We start from the raw sequence: 24,094 nt of genomic DNA on the forward strand, positions 1-24,094 counted from the left end.
CACCACCAGAGTGGAGATTCCTTCCTATGCGCACCCCGATGAAGCTTGGCGCTGCCGTACTCAGCGCAGCCCTGCTCCTCACTACTTCGGTCCAGGCCCAAGCCGCTGACACGAACCCCAACGGCACGGACAACCATTTTGATCTACAGGCCCACCGGGGCGGACTCGGCCTGACTGTCGAATCCACTCTGGCGTCGTTCGCCAAGGGCCTCGAGACCGGCGTGTCCACCCTGGAACTTGACCTCCAGATCACCAAGGACGGCCGCGAAGTCATCACGCACGACCGCAAGATCAGCAACAAGAAGTGCCTGGATACCGCGCCGGTCACGCCGAACGATCCGCAGTTCCCCTATGTGGGCAAGTACGTCAAGGACCTGACCTTCGAACAGGTCCGAAGCCTGGACTGCGGTTCGCTCACCCAGCCGCAGTTCCCGGGCCAGACTGCGTCTCCCGGCGCCAAGATGCCGACTCTGGCCGAGGTTTTTGAGCTCGCCGACGCCCACCGCGCCAGCCAGGTGAAGTTCAACATTGAAACGAAGGTCGAGGCCGGCGCTCCGGCGGAAACCGCCCCGCGCGAGCAGTTCATCGACGTCGCCCTCCGGGAAATCAACGACGCCCAGATGCAGAGCCGCGTCTCCATCCAGAGCTTCGACTGGGGCTCCCTGCGCCTCGTCCAGCAGCGCGACCCGCAGATCCGCACCGTGGCCCTGACCAACAAGGACTTCCTCCAGGCCGGGCAGCCGGGCGGCTCGCCGTGGCTTGGCGGGATTGACGCCGACGACTTTGGCGGCGACCTCATCGCTGCAGCGTCCTCCCTCGGCTTCGACGCCGTCTCTCCCGTGCACGGCACCCCGCAGAACGGCAAAGTGACCGATCCGGGCTACGTCCCCTACGTCACCACGGACATGGTGGAACGTGCGCACGCTGCCGGGATGCAGGTCATCCCGTGGACCGTCGATGACCAGCCCACCATGCGGGCGCTGATCGACACCGGCGTTGACGGGATCATCACCGACTACCCGGACCGGCTCCGTGATGTCATGGCTGCTGCCGGGATGAAACTGCCCCGCGGCTTCTAGTACCGGCCCGGGCGGCCCGGCCGCCGTCACTGCGTTTCGCTGCCCGGCGGACCGCGCTGTGCTTTCAAAGCAGTGTGCAGTGAAACGCAGTGACTTCTCCGGTAACATCGTCGTATCAGCTTTGACCCGGCCATCACCGGTGAGCTTCCGGAAGAACGCCCCGGCGCAAGGATCAGCACGCGACAGGGCCGGTAGAACCGGACGGGTAAGCCCGTCACAGCAGTAATGAGCGGCCGGCGCACCAACAAGCCCCCCCCGGGAGCATGGTGGAGTGCCGGTAAGTGAGGTGGTACCGCGGTAACTGTGCAGTCCCAGGACAGCACACAAGCCGTCCTCGCATCCTGAACGGAACCATCCAGCAACGGCTGAGTGGTTCACCAGCTCAACCCAGGATGTCGAGAATGACGTATTACCCCAAAGCCTCAGCTTCCGCTTCGGCTGCAGTTTCGAGCGGCGCTGCCGCCGGTGTCTCCGCCTCCGTGAAGTTCCCGGAGATTGAAGAGCGCATCCTGAAGTACTGGGACCAGGACGGCACTTTCCAGGCCAGCATCGACCAGCGAAGCGCCGACGCCCCCGGCGGACAGCCCGGCAGCAACGAATTCGTCTTCTACGACGGCCCTCCCTTCGCCAACGGCCTGCCGCACTACGGCCACCTCCTGACCGGGTACGCCAAGGACCTCGTGGGCCGCTACCAGACACAGCGCGGCCGCCGCGTTGAACGCCGCTTCGGCTGGGACACCCACGGACTGCCGGCTGAACTGGAAGCCATGAAGCAGCTGGGCATGACGGACAAGACCCAGATCGAGGCCATGGGCATCGATAAGTTCAACGACGCCTGCCGTGCCTCCGTGATGAAGTACGCCGACGAGTGGAAGAGCTACGTCACCCGCCAGGCCCGCTGGGTGGACTTCGACAACGATTACAAGACGCTCAACGTCGAATACATGGAATCGGTCCTGTGGGCGTTCAAGCAGCTGCACGAAAAAGGCCTGACGTACAACGGCTACCGTGTGCTGCCGTATTGCTGGAAGGACGAGACGCCGCTGTCCAACCATGAGCTCCGCATGGACGACGACGTCTACAAGAACCGCCAGGACCAGACTGTCACGGTGACGTTCCCCATCACGGCAGGGGAATCGGCGCTGTCGAAGCAGCTCGCCGGCGTCCAGGCGCTCGCCTGGACCACCACGCCCTGGACGCTGCCCACCAACCTGGCGCTCGCCGTCGGGCCTTCCATCACCTACGCAGTGCTCCCCGCCGGACCTAACGGCGTCAAGGCCGCTTCGCCGGACGCGCCCGTCTCCGGCAGTTTTCTCCTGGCCGCGGACCTGCTGGCCGCGTACGCCAAGGACCTGGGCTATGAGGACGCGGACTCCGCCGAGGCCGCCGTGACGTCAACCCACACCGGCGCCGACCTTGAGGGCCTGGCGTACCAGCCGCTGTGGAACGACTTCAGCGACGACGAAAAGTACGGGACGCAGAACGCCTGGCGCTTCCTCGTGGCCGACTACGTCACCACCACCGACGGCACTGGCATCGTCCACCAGGCGCCCGCCTACGGTGAAGACGACCAGAAGGTCTGTGAAGAGGCCGGCATTCCGGTGGTCCTGTCCGTGGACGAAGGTGCCAAATTCCTTCCCCTGTTCAAGCATGGCGACCTGCATGACATCGCGGGCCTCCAGGTCTTCGAGGCGAACAAGCCCATCACCCAGGTGCTGCGCGCCCAGGGCCGGCTGGTCCGCCAGGCCAGCTACGAGCACAGCTACCCGCACTGCTGGCGCTGCCGCAACCCCCTGATCTACCGCGCGGTGTCCTCCTGGTACGTCGAGGTCACCAAGTTCAAGGACCGCATGTCCGAGCTGAACCAGGACATCAACTGGATCCCCGGCAACGTCAAGGACGGCCAGTTCGGCAAGTGGCTCGCCAACGCCCGCGACTGGTCCATCAGCCGCAACCGCTACTGGGGCAGCCCCATCCCCGTGTGGCAGTCCAGCGACCCGGAGTACCCGCGCACCGACGTCTACGGCTCCCTGGCCGAGATCGAGGCCGATTTCGGCCGCCTGCCGCTGAACAAGGCCGGCCAGGTTGACCTGCACCGGCCGTTCATCGACGAACTGACCCGCCCCAACCCGGACGATCCCCGGACCCCCGCAGAGGGCCAGTCCGTGATGCGCCGCGTCGAGGACGTCCTGGACGTCTGGTTCGACTCCGGCTCCATGCCCTACGGCCAGGTCCATTACCCGTTCCAGAACGAAGCCTGGTTCGACACTCACAACCCCGCGGACTTCATTGTGGAGTACATCGGCCAGACCCGTGGCTGGTTCTACATGCTGCACATCCTGTCCACGGCGCTGTTCGACCGGCCCGCCTTCCGGAACGTCATCAGCCACGGCATCGTGCTGGGCTCGGACGGGCAGAAGATGTCCAAGAGCCTGCGCAACTACCCGGATGTCTCCGAGGTCCTGGACCGTGACGGCTCCGACGCCATGCGCTGGTTCCTGATGTCCAGCCCCATTCTGCGCGGCGGCAACCTGGTGGTCACCGAACAGGGAATCCGCGACGGCGTCCGCCAGGTCATCCTGCCGCTGTGGAACGTTTACAGCTTCTTCACCCTGTACACGAACGCCGCGAACGCTGGGCGTGGTTACGACGCGAAGCTCCGCTACGACGGGTATGCCGACACCCTGGACCAGTACCTGCTGGCCAACACCGGCGATCTGGTCCGCAACATGACCGCCCAGCTGGACAGCTACGACATCTCCGGCGCGTGCGATGAACTGCGCAGCTACCTCGACATGCTCACCAACTGGTACGTCCGCCGCAGCCGCCAGCGCTTCTTTGACGAGAGCGCTGACGCCTTCGACGCGCTGTACACCGCGCTGGAGACCGTGTCCCGCGTGGCCGCCTCGCTGCTGCCGCTGGTCTCCGAGGAGATCTGGCGGGGCCTCACCGGCGGACGCTCCGTGCACCTGGCCGACTGGCCGGACGCGGACCTGTTCCCGGCCGACGCGTCGCTGGTGGAAGCGATGGACCGCGTGCAGCAGATCTGCTCCACCGGATCCTCGCTGCGCAAGGCCGCCAACCTGCGCGTGCGGCTGCCGCTGCAGGAACTGACGGTTGTGGCACCCGGCGCGGATGCGCTGGGAGGCTTCGCCGCCGTCGTCGCCGATGAACTGAACCTGCGCTCCGTGCGCCTGCTGGACGCCGAGAGCGCCTCCCCGGAGGAGTTTGGCATCGAGCAGAAGCTTGTGGTCAACGCACGCGCCGCGGGACCGCGCCTGGGCAAGAACGTCCAGCAGGCCATCAAGGGCGCCAAGTCCGGCGACTGGTCGGTTTCCGACGCCGGAGTGGTCATCGCCGGAGGCCTGGAGCTGGAATCCCAGGAGTACACGCTGGAGACTGTAGTGGCAGGGGCAGAGGGCGGTACTGCTGCTGCATCGTCTGCTGTCGCAGTATTGCCCGGAGGCGGCTTTGTGGTGCTCAACACCGAGGTCACGCCCGAACTTGAGGCAGAAGGGCTTGCACGTGACGTCATTCGTGCCATCCAGCAGGCACGGAAGGAAGAGAAGTTGAATGTGAGCGATCGCATTAAGACCGTCGTTCGCTCAACACCCGAAGCAACGGCACAACTAGAAATGCATCGTGACTTGATTTCTAAGGAGACCCTCTCAGTGAGCTTGGTGTTCAAATCCGAGATTACGTCTCTAAACAACTCGCAGGTGGTGCTGGTCGCCGCAGGTGTGGACAGTGTGTTCGTCGAAAAAGCAGAGGCCTGAGCAATGACTGACGAATTCTCCGTGGAAAGTGTCTACGCCGAGCTGCTGGGGCGTGCGCCGGAAAACAAGATGGAGCCGCGTCTTGCGCCGCTGTTCCGGGCCATGGACGTGCTGGGGGAGCCCAACAAGGCGTTCCCGATCATCCACGTGACGGGCACCAACGGGAAGACCTCGACGGCGCGGATGATCGAGGCCGGGCTGCGCGCGCACGGCCTGAGTACCGGCCGCTACACCAGCCCGCACCTGTCCAAGGTCACCGAGCGGATCAGCATCGACGGCCACCCTGTCTCTGACGAAACGTTTGTCCGTATCTGGGACGAGATCCGCCCGTACCTGCAGATCGTCGACGACGAACTTACCGCTGCGGGGGAGCCCCGGCTCACGTACTTCGAGTGCCTGACCATCCTGGGCTTCGCGATCTTCGCGGACCAGCCGGTCAACGTGGCCGTGATCGAGGTGGGCCTGGGCGGCATCACCGATGCCACCAACGTGGGCGACGGCCTGGTTTCTGTGGTCACCCCCATTTCCCTGGACCACACCGACCTGCTGGGCGATACCACCGAGGAGATTGCGTACGAGAAGGCCGGCATCATCAAGCCCGGTGGTTACCTCATCAGTGCCTCGCAGCCGGTTGATGCCGCGCAGGTGCTGCTCGAAAAAGCCAAGGACGTGGGAGTCCCGTTCCGGTTTGAAGGCGTGGAGTTCGGCGTCGAATCCCGGACGGTTGCCGTGGGCGGCCAGGTGGTGAGCATCCAGGGCATCGCCGGACGGTACCCGGAACTGCTGCTGCCGCTGCACGGCGCGCACCAGGCCCAGAACGCGGCCGTGGCCGTGGCAGCCCTCGAGGCCTTCTTCGGCGGCGAGAAGGAACTTGACGCCGAGGTGCTCCAGGAGGCGTTCGCATCCGTCACGTCCCCGGGCCGCCTTGAGGTTGTCCGCACGGCGCCCACCATCATTGTTGACGCGGCCCACAACCCGGACGGCATCAGGGTCTCGGCCGAGGCTATCCAGGAGGCCTTCAGCTTCACCCGGCTGGTGCCGGTAGTGGGAGTCCTGAAGGAGAAGGACGCCGAAGAGATCCTGCGCCAGCTCAAGGAATCCCTGGGCGAGATCGCCCAGGAATACTGCTTCACCCAGTCCAACTCTCCACGGGCGGTACCCGCGGCGGAACTGGCTGAACTGGCGGTGGAAATGGGCTTCGGCGAAGACAACATCCACGTTGCTGAGAAGCTCGACGACGCCCTCGAATGGGCCGTGGAACGCGCCGAAGCCAGCGACGACCTCTCCGGCGGCGTGCTGGTGACGGGGTCCATTACGCTGGTGGCGGAAGCCCGGATCCTGCTCGGAAAGACGGAGGCCTAGCCGTGGCGAAGCTGACCAAAGCGCAGCGCGAATGGCGCCCGGGAATGCCCAAGAAGCGCCGGTCCACCAAGGTGATGTTTGCCTCCACCGTCCTGCTGCTTGAAGCGTTTGTGGTCTTTTTCGCAACGCTGGCCGTCTTTGGCCTCAGGCGCGGCGAGTTTCCGCCGGCGCTGATCCTCGGCATCGGCATCGCGCTGAGCGTCGTGATGATCCTGGCCTGCGCGGTGGTGTCCAAGCCCTGGGGCGTGGGACTGGGCTGGATCCTGCAGATTGTGCTGATCCTGACCGGCATCGTTGAGCCCATGATGTTCCTGGTTGGCGCGCTGTTCGGCCTGGCCTGGTGGTATGGAATCCGCACCGGCATCCGGATCGATTCCGAGGCCGCAAAGCGCGAACGCGACCAGGCCGCGTGGAACGCGTCGCACGGGGCGGAGGGTGGCCAAACGGACTAGAAGAGGCCGTTGCCGTGGGGCAATGACTCCGGAATGTCCGCCACGACATCCCAGTGCTCGACGATCTTGCCTCCGTCGACCCGGAACAGATCGTAGAACGCGGTGGGTTTGCCGCCCAGCCGCCCCTCGGACTGGGTCAGCACGAACTCGCCCTCGGCGACTGAACGGTGCAAGGTGTCGTACTGCATCGTGATGCCCTGTTCACCCCACGACTTCAACGCCGCACGCAGCCCGTCCAGGCCGTCAGCGACGCCGGGGTTGTGCTGGTCGTACTGCTCCGTGCTGATGAACTCCGTGATCCGGTCGACTTGCCCGCCTTTAAGGACCGTTTCGACGAAACCCACGACGACGGCGCGGCTCGCCTCAGTCTGTTCCGGTGCGGTGACTTCGGCCGGACCGTCGATCTGGCTCCGGCCGCTGGCGGTGCTGGCCACCGCCGGCTGGAGCGCGTCCCAGTGCTCGGCGATCCGGCCGTCCGCGACACGGAACAGGTCGAACGCCACAAGCGGATCCGGCCCGAAGCCGTGGTAGACACAGTGCACTGCCACCAGATCACCGTCGGCAAGCATCCTGGCCGGCTCAAAGCGGAACCCTTCGGGCAGGCCGGCCACCAGACCGCGCAACGCCTCCGGTCCGTCGGCGGCCATGGCGCTGTGTTGGCGGTAGTCCGCTGCCCACCATCGATCCACCGCCCCCAAATCGCGGTCAATGAAAAGCTCGCTCCCCGCTTTCATGACAAGCTGCTTGTTGTCCATTGTCGGCGTCCTCTCTGTTGCATCCGGCCGTAGGCGGCTGTTGGCGCGGCCACCTTTCAGTGTGTCTAGTTGCGTGCGGGAAGACAAGGGGGCATCCGGATGGGACCGTCAACGGTCGCAACCCGTCCCATGGTGCTTTTCAAACGCCGTAAACTGGTGGGAAACCACCATTACGCATTGGAGCAGCTATGAGCATTGAGCGCACCCTGGTACTGATCAAGCCCGACGGCGTTGCCCGCAACCTCAGCGGCGCCATCCTGGGCCGCATTGAGGCCAAAGGCTACGCCCTCGCCGAACTGAAGAAGGTTGACGCCAGCCGGGAACTGCTGGAGCAGCACTACGAAGAACACCTGGGCAAGCCGTTCTACGAGCCCCTCGTTGAATTCATGCTCAGCGGACCGGTAGTGGCCGCGATCTTTGAAGGACACCGCGTCATTGAAGGCTTCCGGTCACTGGCCGGCACTACGGATCCCACCACTGCGGCTCCGGGCACCATCCGTGGCGACTTCGGCCGCGACTGGGGCCTGAAGGTCCAGCAGAACCTGGTCCACGGCTCCGACTCCGTGGACTCGGCCGAGCGCGAAATCAAGATCTGGTTCCAGGACTAACGTCCACCCGCGAAACACAGGCGCGAACTGGCACGTAATACCCTCAATTCCAAGATTTGAGCGTATTTCGTGCCGGTTCGCGCCTTTTGTGCGATTGTGCGGGGGGCGCGTTAGAAACCCGAGGTTCCGGCAAACACCTGGATGAACGCGAAGAAGATGCTGGCGATGACCGCCACGTACAGCAACGCCGTGATGATCCAGCCTGATTCGCCCAGCACGCGTGCTGCACCGGACGGTACGGGGATGATGCCATGGACGACGTTGCGGATGGTCACCCAGACGAAAAGCGGGATCATCGCGGCCCAGACAATCATGCAGAACGGGCAGAGGATATGGATGTCGTAGAGCGCCTGGGACCAGAGCCACACCACAAACGCGAAGCCGAGCGTCACGCCGGCCTGGAGTCCTGCCCAGTACCAGCGGGCGAACGTGGCGCCGGAGAGCAGGGCCATGCCCACTGTGATGATGACGGCGAACGCCACGATGCCAATAAACATGTTGGGGAACCCGAACGCCGAGCTCTGCCACGTCTGCATGACCTGGCCGCAGGAGATCCACGGATTAACGTCGCAGGCCGTTACGTGATTCGGATCCTCGAGGACGGCGAGCTTTTCCAGGACCAGCGTTCCGGAGGCCAGCCAGCCGATGGCGCCGGTGACGACCAGTAGCCACCCGAAGGGCCGGTTGCGTGCCATCGGCGGCACGCTCCCGGGCGTGGCGGCTAACGGCCCCGTCGGAGGGGAGGCAGCCGGCGTGTCGGTGCCGTGGGAGGAAATGCTGGGCATGGTGTGTGGCGTCCTTTGCGTCGGGTGCTCCTTGCCCCGATTGTAACGCCGGTGACTGGAAGCAGCATTCAGCCAGCGCACTCAGCCACCGATCCGTTGCCCGTGGTTCCGCCGCCTTTCAGCCCGGGTGTGAGAGAATGAACATGGCTGGAGGCCGACCCACATTCGGACTCCGGTCCGGTGGCTTGTTTCAAGACCGCCAATGATGAGCAGGGCAGGCTTCGGATTCTCTGATCCGGCTTCCCGCAATTCCATTGGTCGGCACCTGGTTGTGGCGTGTAGAACAACGGGTTTCAGGACACAGCCGACGGCTCCCACGGGCTGCCGCACCCCTCTGCCGGTGCGAACCTGGGAGTATCCACTTGACTTCTGTCAACGCCTGCGGGTTTTGACAATATGTGCCCCAATGGGTGCCGGATGTGGCGGTACGTCAGGGGCAGGAGTGTTGCCACATATGGAAAACGAACAAGCATCAGCCGTTAACGATGAAGCCGTCGCCGAGGCCACGGAAGCGCCCAAGAAGGCCACCCGGACACGCCGGAAGGCAGTGCCGAAGACCGCAGAGGCCGCACCGGTGGAGGCCGCCGAGGCTGAGCCTGCGACGGACGCCGCACCGGAGCCTAAGGCGCCGGTCCGCCGCACCCGCGCACGCAAGAAGGTGGAGACCGCCGAACCGTTGCCGGCGTTCGCTGCTGAGGTTCTGGAGGCACCTGCCGCCGTTGTTACCGAGACTGTCGTAGAGCCCGCCGCCGTCGAAACCGAGGCCGGAGCTGCAGCCCCCGAGGCTGCAGCGGAGACCAAGCCTGTCCGCCGCCGCCGCGTGGCCACGCGCAAAACCTCTGCCCCCGACGTCGCTCCCGCGGCCGTGGAACAGGCAAGTGCAGAGCAGGCAGCCCCTAAAACTGCAGCGACGCCGGCCCTGGAAGCAGAGGAAGTCGCGGCTGCGGAGGCCGCCGCGCCCGCAGCAGCCGCCGCGCCCGCAGCAGCCGACGCCGTTGCCCCCGTCAACGCTGCCCAGGTCAACGCTGCTGCCGCGCCGGCGAAAGAGCCGGCTGCTGCTGGGACTGCCAGCCCGTTCAGTTCGCTGTTCCTTGAGCCGGCGTCCACCACATCGGTGCTTTTCCAGGCCCCCGACCTCAGCACCGTGGTCCGCCCCGCGCCGGTTGCTGCCGTCGTTGAAGAGCCGGAAGAGGACGACGCCGAAGACGGCGAAGCGGACGACGCCAACGGCCGCCGCAGGCGCCGCAGCCGTGGTCGCCGTGGACGCAGCCGTACCGGCGAAAGCGATGCTGACGTTGACAACGAAGGCGACGAAGGCGCAGCCGAAGAAACCGATGAGGATTCCGCCGGACAGACCGATGAGGGCGTGACGTCCCGCCGTCGTCGGCGCCGCCGCCGTGGCGACCAGGATCTGGAACTGACCGGAGGCGAAGGCGACGACCCGCCCAACACGGTGACCCGTGTCCGCGCGCCGCGCGCCGCGGCCGAAGCGCCGGTCAACAACCGCGTCACGTCTGTCAAGGGTTCCACCCGCCTCGAAGCCAAGAAGCAGCGCCGACGCGAATCCCGCGACACCGGCCGCCGCCGTACCGTCATCACCGAGGCCGAGTTCCTGGCCCGCCGCGAATCAGTTGACCGCCAGATGATCGTCCGGCAGCGCGACGACAGAATCCAGATCGCCGTCCTGGAAGACGGCGTCCTGGCCGAGCACTTTGTGTCCAAGACGCAGCAGGATTCCTTGATCGGCAACGTCTACCTGGGCAAGGTCCAGAACGTCCTGCCGTCCATGGAAGCGGCGTTCGTTGACATCGGACGCGGCCGCAACGCCGTGCTGTACGCCGGTGAGGTGAACTGGGAAGCCGTCAACCTCGAAGGCAAGCAGCGCCGGATCGAAAACGCGCTCAAGTCCGGCGACACCGTCCTGGTCCAGGTCACCAAGGACCCCGTGGGCCACAAGGGCGCACGCCTGACCAGCCAGATCTCCCTGCCCGGCCGCTACCTGGTCTACGTGCCCGGCGGCTCCATGACCGGCATCTCCCGCAAACTGCCCGACGTCGAGCGCAACCGCCTCAAGCGCATCCTCAAGGACCGCCTCCCGGAGCACGCCGGCGTCATCGTCCGCACCGCTGCCGAAGGCGCCTCCGAAGAGGAGCTCACGCACGACATCAACCGGCTGCGCGCGCAGTGGGAAGGCATCGAAAGCCAGTCCACGTCCACCAAGATCCTCGCGCCGGAGCTGCTCTACGGCGAACCTGACCTCACCATCAAGGTGGTCCGTGATGTCTTCAACGAGGACTTCTCCAAGCTGATCGTCTCCGGTGAAGAGGCCTGGGACACTATCGAGGCGTACGTCACCTACGTGGCCCCGGACCTCGTGGGCCGCCTGGAAAAGTGGACCAAGGACCAGGACATCTTCGCTGCGTGGCGGATCGATGAGCAGATCCACAAGGCCCTGGAACGCAAGGTCTTCCTGCCTTCGGGCGGCTCGCTGGTCATTGACCGCACCGAAGCCATGACAGTGGTGGACGTCAATACCGGCAAGTTCACCGGCAGCGGCGGCAACCTCGAGGAAACCGTCACCAAGAACAACCTCGAGGCAGCTGAAGAAGTGGTCCGGCAGCTCCGGCTCCGCGACATCGGCGGCATCATCGTCATCGACTTCATCGATATGGTCCTCGAATCCAACCGCGACCTGGTCCTGCGCCGCATGGTGGAATGCCTGGGCCGCGACCGGACCAAGCACCAGGTGGCCGAAGTGACCTCGCTGGGCCTCGTGCAGATGACGCGTAAGCGCATGGGCACCGGGCTCCTGGAAGTCTTCGGCGAGCAGTGTGAAACCTGTGCAGGCCGCGGAATCGTCACCCACGACGACCCCGTGGAGCACCGCCGCGCCAACACGGTAGCCGCGGAGCACCACGTGCAGCGGGTTGACAGCCGTCCGGAAGCCCAGCGCACCGACAGCGTGCGGACTGACAGCCAGCGCCCGGACAGCCAGCCGGGTGGCCGCACTGACCGGAAGCGCCGCCGCGGACGGGGCGGCCAGCCGTTGGAAACGGCGCCGGCAGCTCCGGTGCAGATCCACACGGTCCATCCGGAAGCCAGCGATGCCGAGCGCCATGCGAAGGCGGAGGCCACTCGGGCAGCGCTTGCGAACATTGCGGCCGCAGCCCACGCTGCGCACCTGCACGACGACGAGGTGGCTCAGGCATCAGCTGCCGCGGGCCGGCAGCCTGCGGCTCCGGTGCCGGCTCCGGCTGGGCAGTCCGAAACGGACTCCAACGGCCGCCCGGCCGCTGTGCTGACCTTCGGCGGCGAGCAGGTAGTGCTGCCGTTCGTGGCGCACCACGAGGACCAGCCGCACGCACCTGCCCTGACGCTTGACCGCCTCGCGGAGGCCTTCGCCCACCTTGGTGAGCCGGCTCCTGTAGCGGAAAGCACGCCGCCGGCAGTCCAGGCAGCTGAACGCCGGGCGGCCGAACCTGCCCGCCAGCAGCAGCCAGCGGCGGAGAAGGATTACTCCGACCACACTGAAGAGCCCCGTGCCCGCCGTCCCCGGCGGAACCGGAGTGCCAGCCGTGCCCAGGGCGCAGCCAACGCCACGTCCGTAGAACATCACGAAGCTGCTGCGGCGGCTGCTGCCGGACACACCCACGCCGCCAAGGCCCCGGAACCCCTCAAGGCTCCTGTGGCCGACAAACCGGTTGCCGCCAACGCGCCCATCATCCTGGGCGTAGGCGTTCCGGCCTCGGAGCTCTGACCAAACAGTAGGGCAAGCCAATACAACGGCGCCCGGACGTGCCTGTGAATCACAGGCTGCGTCCGGGCGTCCGGCGTTAAGTCGCGAGGAACGCTAGGCTGGTGACTGACACGGGGTGCCGCGCAGAGAGCCGGCTGAGATCCACACCCGTTGAACCTGTCCGGTTAGCACCGGCGAAGGGATGTCTCCTTTGGCTTCAACTTCTGTTCTTCCTCCTGCAACGCCCGCGGCGGCTCTGCCGAAAACCCCAGCAACCCGGGCTGAGGTCCGGGTGCTGCGTGACGTCCCGCGGGTGCTGTCCATTGCCGGATCGGACCCTTCAGGGGGCGCGGGCGTCCAGGCCGACCTCAAAAGCATTGCAGCCCTTGGCGGCTACGGCATGGCGGCGATCACCGCGCTGACGGTCCAAAACACCCAGGGGGTCCAGGCGGTTCACGTCCCGCCGGCGTCCTTCCTGGGCCAGCAGCTCGCTGCCATCAGCGATGACATCACCATCGACGCGGTCAAGATCGGCATGCTGGGCGACGCTGCGGTGATAGGCGTGGTCCGCGACTGGCTGGAAAAGGTACGTCCCGCCGTCGTCGTTCTTGATCCGGTGATGGTGGCCACAAGCGGCGACCGGCTGCTGCAGGAGTCTGCCGAGGCGGCCCTGCGGGAGCTGCTCCCGCTCGCGGACCTGATCACCCCCAACCTGGCGGAACTGGCCATCCTGGTGGCGGAGCCGCAGGCGAGGGAATGGCACGACGCGCTCGGGCAGGGGCAGCGGTTGTCCGCCGCGACCGGCGCCACCGTCCTGGTCAAGGGCGGCCATCTCGACGGCGGTGCGTGCCCTGATGCCCTGGTCAACGCCGGCGGGCTGCTCGCCCAAGAGGTAGTGGAAGTGAGCGGGGACAGGATCCCCACCCGCAACAGCCACGGCACCGGCTGCTCGCTGTCATCGGCCATGGCCACGGCCCAGGCCCGGCTGGGTGACTGGGAAGCCGCGTTGCGGCAAGTGAAGCCCTGGCTGGTGGGCGCGCTGCGGGCCGCTGACCAACTGAAGGTGGGCGCGGGCAACGGCCCCATCAACCACTTTCACCACATGCAACAGATTCCGGCGGCCGGCGAATTCGCGGAGACGCTGCGCCGGGCGTCGGCGCCGGATCTCGCGGCCATCTACGGGCTGGACTTCATCCGCGACCTGGCGGCCGGAACATTGGCTGAGGAACAATTCGCCTATTACCTCGCCCAGGACGCCATCTACCTCAACGGGTATTCACGGGTCCTCGCCCGAGCCAGTGCGCTGGCGCCCACGGAAGCCGCGCAGCTGTTCTGGGCGAAGTCGGCCCGGCAATGCCTTGAGGTCGAATCCGAACTGCACCGCACGTGGCTGAGCACCAGGACCGTGGACTCCGTCCTTGGGCCTGTCACCAAGTCCTACGTGGACCACCTGGTGGCGGCCTCGGCCTCCGGCAGCTATGCGGTCCTCGTGGCGGCGGTGCTGCCGTGCTTCTGGCTGTACGCCGAAGTGGGACAGACCCTCCACGCGGAGTTCCTGGCCGCCGGTGCTTCGCCGGCGCATCCCTATGCCGACTGGCTGCGGGCCTATGCTGACGAGGATTTCGCCCAGGCCACGCGCGACGCCATCGCCTTGGCTGACGACGCCGGCCGGAGTGCTTCCGCGGATGAACGGGCGGCGATGCTGGTGGCCTTCAGGCAGTCGTGCCGGTTCGAGGCGGAATTCTTCGACGCGCCGCGAATTCATTCCTGACAGGCTGCGGCCTGTGCGGCCTGTACGATAGTCAGGCACGGTTTTGGATTGTCAGTGCAGTACCTGCTTGTGGGTACTATCACAGACAACCTGCCGTAACCAGCCTCATTTGCGGCCGAAGGCAAAATTAGCGTATTCTAGATCTTCGGTGCTTACGCCAACACTTGGGTTACGACCCCACGGCGTTGAGGCACAGCGAGAACCCAGCCAAATACGGAACAGGGTTCAGCACGCAAATTTAGTAATAAACGTCGAGAGAAGTGAGTTCCCAAGTGGTGTACGCGATTGTCCGCGCAGGCGGCCGCCAAGAGAAGGTTTCCGTTGGAGACTTCGTTACCCTGAACCGCGTCCCCGGTGGAGCCGGCAGCACCTTTGAGTTGCCCGCACTGCTCCTGGTAGACGGTGACAAAGTCACCTCTGCTGCTGCGGACCTGGCCAAGGTAACGGTTACGGCTGAGATCCTCGAAGACCTCCGTGGTCCGAAGATCGTCATCCAGAAGTTCAAGAACAAGACCGGTTACAAGAAGCGCCAGGGTCACCGTCAGGAATTGACCAAGGTCAAGATCACGGGTATCAAGTAACTCTTCGTTACTGTTCAGGTTCTTCAGCAGATTCCCCAGAATTTAAAGGCAGGCATTTCAAATGGCACATAAAAAAGGCGCGAGTTCCACTCGCAACGGTCGTGACTCCAACGCCCAGTACCTCGGCGTCAAGCGCTTCGGCGGCCAGGTAGTTTCCGCAGGCGAGATCATCGTCCGCCAGCGTGGCACCCACTTCCACCCGGGCGCCGGCGTTGGACGTGGCGGCGACGACACACTGTTCGCACTGGCCCCGGGAGCCGTCCAGTTCGGCACCCGCCGCGGTCGCCGCGTTGTTAACATCGTTGCTGCTGCAGCTGCAGAGTAACAAATAGTTCTGAAGCGGTGGAGCGGGCCATTTTGGTCCGCTCCACTGTTCTTTTAACCGCATTACAATCGTCTTGTCGCCTTTGGGCGTACAGGAAAACAGCACTGAGGAGATCCACGTGGCGAGCTTTGTAGACCGGGTAGTACTGCACGTATCCGGCGGTACCGGCGGCCACGGGTGTGTCTCTGTCCACCGGGAGAAGTTCAAGCCCCTGGGCGGTCCCGACGGCGGCAACGGCGGCGACGGCGGCGACGTCATCCTGCGCGTTGATCACCAGACCACCACGCTGCTTGACTACCACCACGCCCCCCACCGCCATGCCACCAACGGTGGACCCGGCATGGGTGACTGGCGCGGTGGCAAGAGCGGCGAGACACTCATCCTGCCCGTGCCGGACGGCACCGTGGTCAAGTCCAAGGACGGCACCGTCCTGGCGGACCTGGTCGGCGAAGGCGCCGAGTATGTGGCGGCCGCCGGCGGCCTGGGCGGCCTGGGCAACGCCTCGCTGTCCTCGCAGAAGCGCCGTGCCCCGGGCTTCGCCCTGCTGGGCATCGAGGGTGACGCCCGTGACATCGTGCTGGAACTGAAGTCCATCGCCGACATCGCGCTGGTCGGTTTCCCCTCTGCCGGCAAATCCAGCCTGATCGCGGCCATGTCCGCCGCGCGGCCCAAGATCGCCGATTACCCCTTTACCACGCTGATCCCGAACCTGGGTGTTGTCCAGTCCGGAGATGTCCGCTTCACCATTGCCGACGTCCCGGGCCTCATCGAAGGCGCCAGCGAAGGCAAGGGCCTTGGCCACCACTTCCTGCGCCACGTGGAGCGCTGCGCCGCCCTGGTGCACGTGCTGGACTGCGGCACGCTCGAATCGGACCGTGACCCTTTGGCGGACCTGGCCATCATCGAGGCCGAGCTGGAAAAATACTCCGTGGACATGAGCTACGCCGGTGCCGACGGCGAAGTGGTTCCGCTGAACCACCGTCCGCGCCTGGTGGCCCTGAACAAGGTGGACCTCCCGGACGGCAAGGACATGGCTGAATTTGTCCGCCCGGAACTGGAGTCACGCGGCTACCGGGTCTTCGAAATCTCGGCTACCAGCCACGAGGGTCTCCGCCAGCTCGGCTTCGCCATGGCGGAAATCGTCCAGGCTGCCCGTGCCGCCCTCGCGGCCGCCCCGCCCAAGGTCCAGCCTCCCGTTCTGCGGCCCCGCGCCGTCAACGAATCCGGCTTCAAGATCCGCCGCGAGGAAAAGAACCTCGAGCCGCTCTTCCGCGTCCTGGGCGACAAGCCCGTCCGCTGGGTCAAGCAGACCGACTTCACCAACGAGGAAGCCATCGGCTACCTCGCCGACCGCCTGGCGAAGCTCGGCGTCGAAAACGAACTGTTCAAGCAGGGCGCCGTGCCAGGTGACACCGTGGTGATCGGCGAGGACGACGGCGTTGTCTTCGACTGGGAGCCCACCATGATGGCCGGCGCAGAACTGCTGGCGGCACCGCGTGGCACCGACGTCCGCTTCGCCGACATCGGCGACCGGCCCACCCGCGGGCAGAAGCGCGACGAGCAGGTGGAACGCCGTGAGGCCAAGGCCGCCGCCCGCGCCGAGCTTGAGGCGGAGCGCAAGGCCGGGATCTGGACCGAATCGGTCAGCGGCCGCCGTGCTGCCAAGCCGGTCACTGAGAGTGGACTGGGCGTTGAAGATGACGAGTGAGGCCGCCGAAATGACTGAAAAGTCCGCAGTAATCATCGAAGAACCCAAAGACGACCGCAGTGTGCTCGCCCGGGCCCGCCGGATCGTTGTCAAAGTAGGGTCGTCGTCGCTGACCAGCATCAAGGGCGGCATCTCGGAAGAGTCCCTGACCGCCCTCTCAGATGTCTTGGCCGCCAAACATAACGCCGGCGCGGAAATTATCCTGGTTTCCTCGGGAGCCATTTCCGCAGGGCTTGCGCCCCTCGGCCTGGTGAAGCGTCCGCGTGACCTCGCGACCCAGCAGGCCGCCGCCAGCGTGGGCCAGGGCCTGCTCATGGCGCGCTACACGCACGCGTTCGGCGCCCACGGCGTCACGGTCAGCCAGGTGCTGCTGACCGCAGATGACCTTATGCGTCGCAGCCACCACGCGAACGCGTTCCGTGCACTGAACCGCCTCCTTAACCTCGGCGTTGTGCCGGTGGTCAATGAAAACGACACGGTCGCCACGCACAAGATCCGTTTCGGCGACAACGACAGGCTCTCAGCGCTCGTGGCCCATCTGGTCCGTGCTGACGCCCTGATCCTGCTGTCCGACGTCGACTCGATATACGACGGCCCGCCCGCCAAGGGCGCCAAGCGCATTTCCCAGGTGGACGGCCCCGGAGATCTTGAGGCAATTACCATCGGGAAGCCGGGCAAGGCAGGCGTAGGCACCGGCGGCATGCAGACAAAGGTCGAGGCTGCGATCATGGCCGCCGATTCCGGCATCCCGGCGCTGGTCACGTCCACAGCCAACGCCGCAGCCGCCCTGGCCGGTGAGGACGTGGGGACCTGGTTCACCGTCAACAGCGGCCGGAAGTCCGTGCGGATGATGTGGCTGGCCCATCTGGCGCACGTCCAGGGCAGGCTCTTCCTTGACGACGGCGCCGTGCACGCTGTGCGGGACAATCGCTACTCGCTGCTCCCCGCAGGAATTTCATCGGTGGACGGCACCTTCGAAGCGGGCGACGCCGTCGAGATGGTGGCCGGCGACGGTACCGTCATCGCGCGCGGTTTGGTGAATTACTCTTCCGACGAGCTTCCGCAGATGCTGGGCCGCTCCACCGTGGAACTGGGCGAGTCCCTGGGCCGCGGATTCGACCGTGAAGTTGTCCATATCGACGACCTGGTTCTGGTCTGAGCGGTCCGCTCGCCTAGACTTGAAGGATGACTGAGGCACTGATTTCCCAAGCCACTGGCACGTCCGACGATTCAACCGTGGTTCCTCCCGGGCAGGAACAGGGGAGTACCCCCACTCCGGCGGAGGTCGAGGCGGCCGTCCACGCCATCGCTGACCGCTCGCGGCAGGCAGCCCGCCAGATGGCCGCGGCCAACCGGGCCCGGAAGGACAGTGGCCTCCGGGCCATCGGTGCCGCATTGCTGACGCGGAAGGACTTCATCCTGTCCGCAAACGCCAAGGATGTTGCGGCCGGCAAAGCCAACGGCACGTCTGCGGCCCTGTTGGACCGCCTCACCCTGACCGAAAGCCGGATCGATGGGCTCGTGGCGTCCCTGGAAAACCTGGCCAGCCTGCCGGATCCGGTAGGAAACGTGGTCCGTGGCCAGACCCTTCCCAATGGGCTGCGCCTGCGCCAGATCAATGTGCCCATGGGAGTTGTGGCTGCCATTTACGAGGCCCGTCCCAACGTCACCGTGGACATTGCCGGTCTTGGCCTCAAGAGCGGGAACGCCGTCATCCTCCGCGGTGGTACCGCTGCCGCCTTCACCAACGAAGCACTGGTGCAGATCCTCCGCGAAGCCCTTGACTCCGTCGGGCTGCCGGCCGATGCCGTGCAGACAGTGGACCAGTACGGCCGTGAAGGTGCGAACGCGCTGATGCGTGCGCGCGGGCGCGTTGATGTCCTGATTCCGCGCGGCGGCCGGGACCTGATCCAGTCCGTGGTGCTGAACGCTGCCGTGCCGGTCATCGAGACCGGCGAGGGCAACGTGCATATTTTCATCGACGAATCTGCCAGCGAGGACATGGCGGTGGAGATCCTGCTGAACGCCAAGACCCAGCGGCCGAGTGTCTGCAACACCGTGGAGACGCTGCTGGTCCATTCGCGGTCCACAGTGCTGCCCGCCGTCGCCGCCGCGCTGCGCGGCGCCGGCGTCACGCTCCATGCCGACGAGCGCATCCGTGCTGCACTGCCGTCCTCTATTGAGACGGAGCCGGCGACGGACGAGGACTGGGGCACCGAGTACATGGACCTGGACCTGGCCGTGGCCATGGTGGACAGCCTGGATGACGCCGTCAAGCACATCCGGACGTGGACCACCGGCCACACCGAAGCGATCCTCACCAACGACCTGGCCAACGCGGAGCGGTTCATCGCCGAGGTTGACTCTGCCGCGGTCATCGTCAACGCGTCCACGCGGTTTACCGACGGCGGCGAGCTGGGCCTCGGTGCCGAGGTTGGCATCTCGACGCAGAAGCTGCACGCCCGCGGCCCGATGGGACTGACAGAGCTCACCACCACTAAGTGGATCGTGCAGGGCGAGGGCCAGGTCCGCGGGTAGCAACGCGGTAATATAGACAGAAGTCCGGAACGGCGGGACAATCCGCTGCCACATCCTTGAACCTTAGGGGAGAAAATGCTGCTCCAGCAGATCGCCATGACCGTTGCCGAAGGCGGAGAACACGCACCCGCTCCGATCTGGGCTGAGCCGTGGGTGTTCGGCGTATCCATTTTCGCCATCCTGCTGGTGCTTATGTTCGTTACGCTCTCCTACTCGAACCTGGGCAACCGGCACACCGTAACGGATGAGCACGCCGATCCGCACCGCCAGCACCCCAACAAGCACGACCACGGCCAAGGCCACTGAAATTTCCCGTGTTCTGCACCGTGACGGTGCGCAAGGGCGGCTGCGGCTGGGCGTGATGGGCGGGACGTTTGATCCCATCCACCACGGCCACCTTGTTGCAGCCAGCGAAGTGGCCGCCAAGTTCGGCCTGGATGAAGTGGTCTTTGTCCCCACCGGGCAGCCGTGGCAAAAGTCGCACAAGCAGGTCAGCGAGCCTGAGCACCGCTACCTCATGACGGTGATCGCCACGGCATCGAACCCCCGCTTCACCGTCAGCAGGGTGGATATTGACCGGCCCGGTCGCACGTATACCATTGATACCTTGCGGGATCTCCGGACTCAACGCCCGGACGCTGATCTGTTCTTCATCACCGGTGCGGATGCGCTGGCGCAGATTCTGTCCTGGAAGGACATCGACGAGCTGTGGTCACTGGCCCATTTTGTCGGTGTGACACGGCCGGGACATGTGCTTGACGGCATGGGCCGCAAGGACGTCAGCCTCCTCGAGGTGCCGGCCATGGCCATCTCGTCCACGGACTGCCGGGTCCGTGTAGCCGGGAACAACCCCGTCTGGTACCTCGTGCCGGACGGAGTGGTCCAATACATCGCCAAATATGGTCTGTACGCCGAGGGATCAGATCCCGAGGACGTCCGAACTACCGAAACAGACGAGCCAGCCAGTACTGAATGAGTCCTCAATGAGTCAGGAAAAGCCCCCCGTCCGCAGCCGCCGCGAACTGCGTCAGGCCAGAGATGAGAACACGGCTCCCGGGTCCAACGGCCCGGGCCAGGTTTCGCCTGCCTCAAAACAACGGCGCGCGGCTGATGCCCCGGTGGATTCCGTCCCCGAGCAGACCCAGGCGCAGCGGTCTTCGCAGATCCGGGCCCGCGACCGCGCGGCGCTGCGTGCCATCAAGGAACTCGAGGAGAAAGAGGGCCAGCTTTCCGCCGGGGGCCCTCCCACGCGCAGGCAGTTGCGGCTCCAGCAACTGAAGGAACAGGCCGTCACCTCGGCCACTCCCATCATTCCCGCTCCCATGGGGCAGCCCCTGCCAAGCCAACCTGCGGCGAGCCAAGCGCAGCCGGGCCAAGCCAAACCGGGCCAAGCGAAGCCAGCCCCAACGAAGGCAGGGCACGACACTGCTGTATCCGCCGATATGGCCGGGCCCGCCGCACGGGCGAACGGTGCAGGTGTTCCGGCGGGGATGAGCGTGGAGCAGGCACTCGCAGCCCGCACGCTTATTGCCGAGCAGGCCAAGAACCAGCTGGCCAAGATGGAACACATCGCCTCGCTGGACCCCGAAGCGGTGGATCCGGACATCCTTGCGGAACAGATCGCCTTGGCCGAACGCGCGGCGGTGCTTAATCGCAGGGCGATGGCCAAGCGGAAGCTGGCCGAGCAGGCCGCCCCTGCACAGCCAGGCTCAGCATCCACGCAGCCTGCCAATCCGCGGGCTGCGGCCACTCAATCCGTTCCCCAGACGGGCCCGGCAACCGCCGATAACCTGGCCATGGTCACGCCGCTGGAATTCGTGCAGGTACCCGGCGTCGACCGTCCTGTGATGAAACCCCCGGCGACCTCCTACGTGCCGCTGGCGACCCAGACCGGACCCAAGGTCCGGCCTGGCGGCAAGGGCCGCCGGCCGTCCACTGCGTCCAAAGAGCCGGCCGCGGGTTCTGCGCAGGCGTCCGGCTCCGGCCGTTCCCGGGTGATCGCCCGTGCGGAAGCTGCTGCCAGGGCCGCCGCGGCGCCGAAGCGCGTCGTCCCCGTCCAGCCCATCGTGGCCTCTACGCCAGTGGGGGAGCCGGACGATCTGTTCGATGACCTGCCGCGCATTCCGGCACGGTCAGCGCATGGGCTGGAGCCGTTGGATGCGGCAACGGCCGGCCTGGCCCGTGCGAAGCGGCTCAGGCTTATGCAGGTCCTCGTCCTGGCCTTTGGGATTGTGGCCCTTATTTCCGGCGTCATCCTCATCGTCAGCGGCATCTCCAGCTGACCAGGCAACGCCCTTTTACGAAGCTTCAGAAAACTACAAGGAGTCCCATGACTGCAACAGATTCATCCATCGCCATTGCCCGCCAAGCCGCCAAGGCAGCCGCGGACAAGATTGCCCACGACATTGTGGCCCTCGATGTCAGCGAACGGCTGGCACTGGCAGACGTCTTCCTCATCGCATCCGCGCCGAGCGAGCGCCAGGTCAACGCCATCGTTGACGGCATCGAAGAAGAACTTTCCAAGCAGGATCTCCGTCCGGTACGCCGCGAAGGCCGCTCCGGCGGGCGCTGGGTACTGCTGGATTACTCGGACATCGTCATCCACGTCCAGCATGAAGAGGACCGCGTCTTCTACGCTCTGGAGCGACTGTGGAAGGACTGCCCGGTAGTTGACCTGCAGCTGGGCGAAGACACGTCAGCCAAGGCGACGGCGGCCTCCGACGCCGAATAGCAGGCCTTGCCGGCCCGAATATGCCCGATTTGGAATTTTCGGAAAAGCTGGTCTAAGATATTTGAGTTGCTCCGGCGAGACTGCGGGGCAACGAAGGTCCGGGGCTGTGGCGCAGCTGGTAGCGCACCTGCATGGCATGCAGGGGGTCAGGGGTTCGAGTCCCCTCAGCTCCACCGGATAATCCGCCGGAATCGAAAGATTCCGGCGGATTTTTTTATTGCCGGAAAATGCCCTCCCGATTGGCGCAGCGCGCAGATTTCTATTAAGCTGATCAGGTTGCTTCGGGCGGTCTGAACCGCGGAGGAGCACAGGTTTGGGGCTGTGGCGCAGCTGGTAGCGCACCTGCATGGCATGCAGGGGGTCAGGGGTTCGAGTCCCCTCAGCTCCACCAAACAGGACGCAGGTCCTTAAAAAATGAGCCACCCGGTCGGGTGGCTCATTTTTTGTCTCCCGAACAGGGAGCCGGAGAAGTGTGCGCCCAGTGGGCGCCTAGATCCAATCACTCCGGCGCAGCGGCGGCCCGTCCCCGCCGGCACGCTGGACCAGGACCTGGTTGACGCCCGTGATCCCGGTTTCAAAGCCCAGGGCACTTGAGGCCATGTAGAGCCGCCACACCCGCGCCCGGCCCAGGCTGGTGAGCCTGACGGCTTCGTCCCAGTTCTCTTCGAGCCTGCGCACCCACGCCCGCAGGGTCAGGGCGTAGTGCTGGCGTAGGGCCTCCACGTCCAGCACCTCGAACCCGCCGGTCTCCAGTGCGCTGACCATCTCGCCCAGGCTGATCATCTCGCCGTCCGGAAAGACATACCGCGGAATGAAGGAGTCCGGGTCGGGTTTGATGGGGCCGGCGTTCCAGGAGATGGCGTGGTTGAGCAGCCGGCCGCCGGGACGGAGCAGGCCGTGCAGCACGTCGACATAGCGGGGTGTCTGTTCCCGGCCCACGTGTTCGGACATGCCGATGGAGCTGATGGCGTCGAACGACCCGTCGGCGATATCGCGGTAATCCTGGACCCGGATGTCGATGTTTTCGGTCAGGCCGGCGTCGGCCGCACGTTTCCGCGCCAGCATGGCCTGTTCGGTGGAGAGCGTCACGCCCACCACCGAGACGCCGTAATGCTCCGCCGCGTGCAACGCGAAGCTGCCCCAGCCGCACCCCACGTCCAGTACCCTCATCCCGGGCTTCAGCCCAAGCTTCCGGCAGACGAGATCCAGCTTTGCCTTCTGCGCGTCATCCAGTCCTGCCGGAAGGCCCCGTTCGGCAGGGGTGCCGCCGCCGGGTCCATCCGCCCACACAGCGCACGAGTAAACCATTGAGGGTCCCAGCACAAGGGCGTAAAAGTCGTTTCCGACGTCGTAATGGTGCGAGATGGCCGCAGCGTCGCGCTTCCGGGTGTGGAGCCGGCCCTTCCGGGTGACCTTGGCCTCCTCAGGCGGCGGAGCAGGGTTGGGGCCCAGCGCGCCCAGCCGGACCGCCGTGCTGACCAGCGTGGCCAGTTCACGCGGAGTCAGGGGCCGGAAGGGGCCGGGCTCGGAAAACTTGCCCACCGAGCTGAGCGCCGCGAAGGCTGCAAAGATGTCGCCGGGGGCATCAATGTCCCCGGCGACGTAGGCGCGGCTGAGCCCGAGCTGCCCCGGCGACCACAGGATCCGGCGCAGGGCACGGCGGGACCTGAATTCGAGGACCGGGGCCTCGGGCGGCCCCGCCTCGGACCCGTCCCACGCCCGCAGCCTCAGCGGTATCTCCGCCGTCCCCAGAACGATGCCCAGTGCGTTCGCCAGCAGCGACGCTGCCCCTTTTTCTGTTTTCATGGTCCTCGCCTTTCGTCCGCCTAGGCCCAACAGTACGACGCCGGCGCGCGCCTGTCAGCGCAGTGGCGCGATTATCATGGG

General features: G+C 65.6%; 19 protein-coding genes, 2 tRNA genes and 1 riboswitch. Of the genes, 18 read left to right on the forward strand and 3 right to left on the reverse strand.

Annotation, left to right across the window (positions count from 1 at the left end; all coding sequences use genetic code 11):
* The first annotated feature begins 26 nt into the window (after positions 1 to 26).
* The 4 genes from NFC73_RS13750 to NFC73_RS13765 all read left to right on the forward strand — a co-directional run bounded on the left by NFC73_RS13750 (position 27) and on the right by NFC73_RS13765 (position 6,669).
* Positions 27 to 1,079 (forward strand): glycerophosphodiester phosphodiesterase, encoded by a 1,053-nt coding sequence (locus NFC73_RS13750; RefSeq protein ID WP_254751072.1) that lies wholly within the window; start codon positions 27 to 29, stop codon positions 1,077 to 1,079.
* Positions 1,080 to 1,480: 401 nt separating this feature from the next.
* Positions 1,481 to 4,855 (forward strand): isoleucine--tRNA ligase, encoded by a 3,375-nt coding sequence (gene ileS, locus NFC73_RS13755; protein WP_254751074.1) that lies wholly within the window; start codon positions 1,481 to 1,483, stop codon positions 4,853 to 4,855.
* Positions 4,856 to 4,858: 3 nt separating this feature from the next.
* Positions 4,859 to 6,217, forward strand: coding sequence for a bifunctional folylpolyglutamate synthase/dihydrofolate synthase (locus tag NFC73_RS13760; RefSeq protein ID WP_254751076.1), 1,359 nt, complete (start codon positions 4,859 to 4,861; stop codon positions 6,215 to 6,217).
* A gap of 2 nt (positions 6,218 to 6,219) precedes the next feature.
* Positions 6,220 to 6,669 (forward strand): DUF4233 domain-containing protein, encoded by a 450-nt coding sequence (locus NFC73_RS13765; RefSeq protein WP_254751078.1) that lies wholly within the window; start codon positions 6,220 to 6,222, stop codon positions 6,667 to 6,669.
* Here NFC73_RS13765 and NFC73_RS13770 read toward each other — a convergent pair.
* The gene (locus NFC73_RS13770; protein ID WP_254751080.1) at positions 6,666 to 7,424 is read right to left on the reverse strand and encodes a nuclear transport factor 2 family protein; all 759 of its coding nucleotides are present in this window, start codon (positions 7,422 to 7,424) and stop codon (positions 6,666 to 6,668) included. The genes NFC73_RS13765 and NFC73_RS13770 overlap by 4 nt on opposite strands.
* Before the next feature lie 188 nt (positions 7,425 to 7,612).
* Between NFC73_RS13770 and ndk the strand changes: the two genes are divergently transcribed.
* Complete coding sequence (ndk, locus tag NFC73_RS13775) at positions 7,613 to 8,032, forward strand: nucleoside-diphosphate kinase (RefSeq protein ID WP_254751082.1); 420 nt, start codon at positions 7,613 to 7,615, stop codon at positions 8,030 to 8,032.
* A 110-nt stretch (positions 8,033 to 8,142) separates the two neighbouring features.
* Here the strand turns inward: ndk and NFC73_RS13780 are convergent, their stop codons facing one another.
* Positions 8,143 to 8,817 (reverse strand): vitamin K epoxide reductase family protein, encoded by a 675-nt coding sequence (locus tag NFC73_RS13780; RefSeq protein ID WP_254751084.1) that lies wholly within the window; start codon positions 8,815 to 8,817, stop codon positions 8,143 to 8,145.
* A 454-nt stretch (positions 8,818 to 9,271) separates the two neighbouring features.
* Here NFC73_RS13780 and NFC73_RS13785 point away from each other — a divergent pair, with 454 nt between their 5' ends.
* The 13 genes from NFC73_RS13785 (at position 9,272) to NFC73_RS13845 (ending at position 22,598) form a co-directional block, all read left to right on the forward strand.
* The gene (locus tag NFC73_RS13785; protein WP_254751086.1) at positions 9,272 to 12,574 is read left to right on the forward strand and encodes an Rne/Rng family ribonuclease; all 3,303 of its coding nucleotides are present in this window, start codon (positions 9,272 to 9,274) and stop codon (positions 12,572 to 12,574) included.
* Positions 12,575 to 12,675: 101 nt separating this feature from the next.
* Positions 12,676 to 12,773, forward strand: a riboswitch (TPP riboswitch).
* The gene (gene thiD / locus NFC73_RS13790) at positions 12,756 to 14,324 is read left to right on the forward strand and encodes a bifunctional hydroxymethylpyrimidine kinase/phosphomethylpyrimidine kinase (RefSeq protein WP_254751088.1); all 1,569 of its coding nucleotides are present in this window, start codon (positions 12,756 to 12,758) and stop codon (positions 14,322 to 14,324) included. Its footprint overlaps the riboswitch before it by 18 nt.
* Before the next feature lie 272 nt (positions 14,325 to 14,596).
* On the forward strand, positions 14,597 to 14,905 hold the full coding sequence (rplU, locus tag NFC73_RS13795) for a 50S ribosomal protein L21 (RefSeq protein WP_018773353.1): 309 nt from the start codon (positions 14,597 to 14,599) through the stop codon (positions 14,903 to 14,905).
* Between the two features lie 61 nt (positions 14,906 to 14,966).
* A complete protein-coding gene (rpmA, locus tag NFC73_RS13800; protein ID WP_056340543.1) occupies positions 14,967 to 15,230 on the forward strand; it encodes a 50S ribosomal protein L27 in 264 nt (87 codons plus the stop codon).
* Between the two features lie 118 nt (positions 15,231 to 15,348).
* Positions 15,349 to 16,938, forward strand: a complete 1,590-nt coding sequence (gene obgE / locus NFC73_RS13805; RefSeq protein WP_252599523.1) for a GTPase ObgE — start codon at positions 15,349 to 15,351, stop codon at positions 16,936 to 16,938.
* A gap of 10 nt (positions 16,939 to 16,948) precedes the next feature.
* Positions 16,949 to 18,097, forward strand: a complete 1,149-nt coding sequence (proB, locus tag NFC73_RS13810; RefSeq protein ID WP_254751090.1) for a glutamate 5-kinase — start codon at positions 16,949 to 16,951, stop codon at positions 18,095 to 18,097.
* 26 nt (positions 18,098 to 18,123) lie between these two features.
* Positions 18,124 to 19,476: a glutamate-5-semialdehyde dehydrogenase gene (locus NFC73_RS13815; protein WP_254751092.1), complete on the forward strand. Its 1,353-nt coding sequence runs from the start codon at positions 18,124 to 18,126 to the stop codon at positions 19,474 to 19,476.
* A 75-nt stretch (positions 19,477 to 19,551) separates the two neighbouring features.
* Positions 19,552 to 19,782: a hypothetical protein gene (locus NFC73_RS13820; RefSeq protein ID WP_254751094.1), complete on the forward strand. Its 231-nt coding sequence runs from the start codon at positions 19,552 to 19,554 to the stop codon at positions 19,780 to 19,782.
* The gene (gene nadD, locus NFC73_RS13825; RefSeq protein WP_256548927.1) at positions 19,721 to 20,452 is read left to right on the forward strand and encodes a nicotinate-nucleotide adenylyltransferase; all 732 of its coding nucleotides are present in this window, start codon (positions 19,721 to 19,723) and stop codon (positions 20,450 to 20,452) included. The genes NFC73_RS13820 and nadD overlap by 62 nt, the downstream gene beginning before the upstream one ends.
* A 7-nt stretch (positions 20,453 to 20,459) precedes the next feature.
* Positions 20,460 to 21,758: a hypothetical protein gene (locus tag NFC73_RS13830; protein WP_254751096.1), complete on the forward strand. Its 1,299-nt coding sequence runs from the start codon at positions 20,460 to 20,462 to the stop codon at positions 21,756 to 21,758.
* A gap of 47 nt (positions 21,759 to 21,805) precedes the next feature.
* Positions 21,806 to 22,207, forward strand: a complete 402-nt coding sequence (gene rsfS / locus NFC73_RS13835; RefSeq protein ID WP_254751098.1) for a ribosome silencing factor — start codon at positions 21,806 to 21,808, stop codon at positions 22,205 to 22,207.
* Between the two features lie 100 nt (positions 22,208 to 22,307).
* A tRNA-Ala gene (locus NFC73_RS13840) sits at positions 22,308 to 22,380 on the forward strand.
* A 142-nt stretch (positions 22,381 to 22,522) separates the two neighbouring features.
* Positions 22,523 to 22,598, forward strand: a tRNA-Ala gene (locus tag NFC73_RS13845).
* Between the two features lie 98 nt (positions 22,599 to 22,696).
* Here NFC73_RS13845 and NFC73_RS13850 read toward each other — a convergent pair.
* Positions 22,697 to 24,013: an SAM-dependent methyltransferase gene (locus NFC73_RS13850; RefSeq protein WP_254751100.1), complete on the reverse strand. Its 1,317-nt coding sequence runs from the start codon at positions 24,011 to 24,013 to the stop codon at positions 22,697 to 22,699.
* Between the last annotated feature and the right edge of the window lie 81 nt (positions 24,014 to 24,094).

This window comes from Pseudarthrobacter humi (assembly GCF_024294965.1).
In the GTDB taxonomy this organism is placed as follows: Bacteria; Actinomycetota; Actinomycetes; order Actinomycetales; family Micrococcaceae; genus Arthrobacter; species Arthrobacter humi.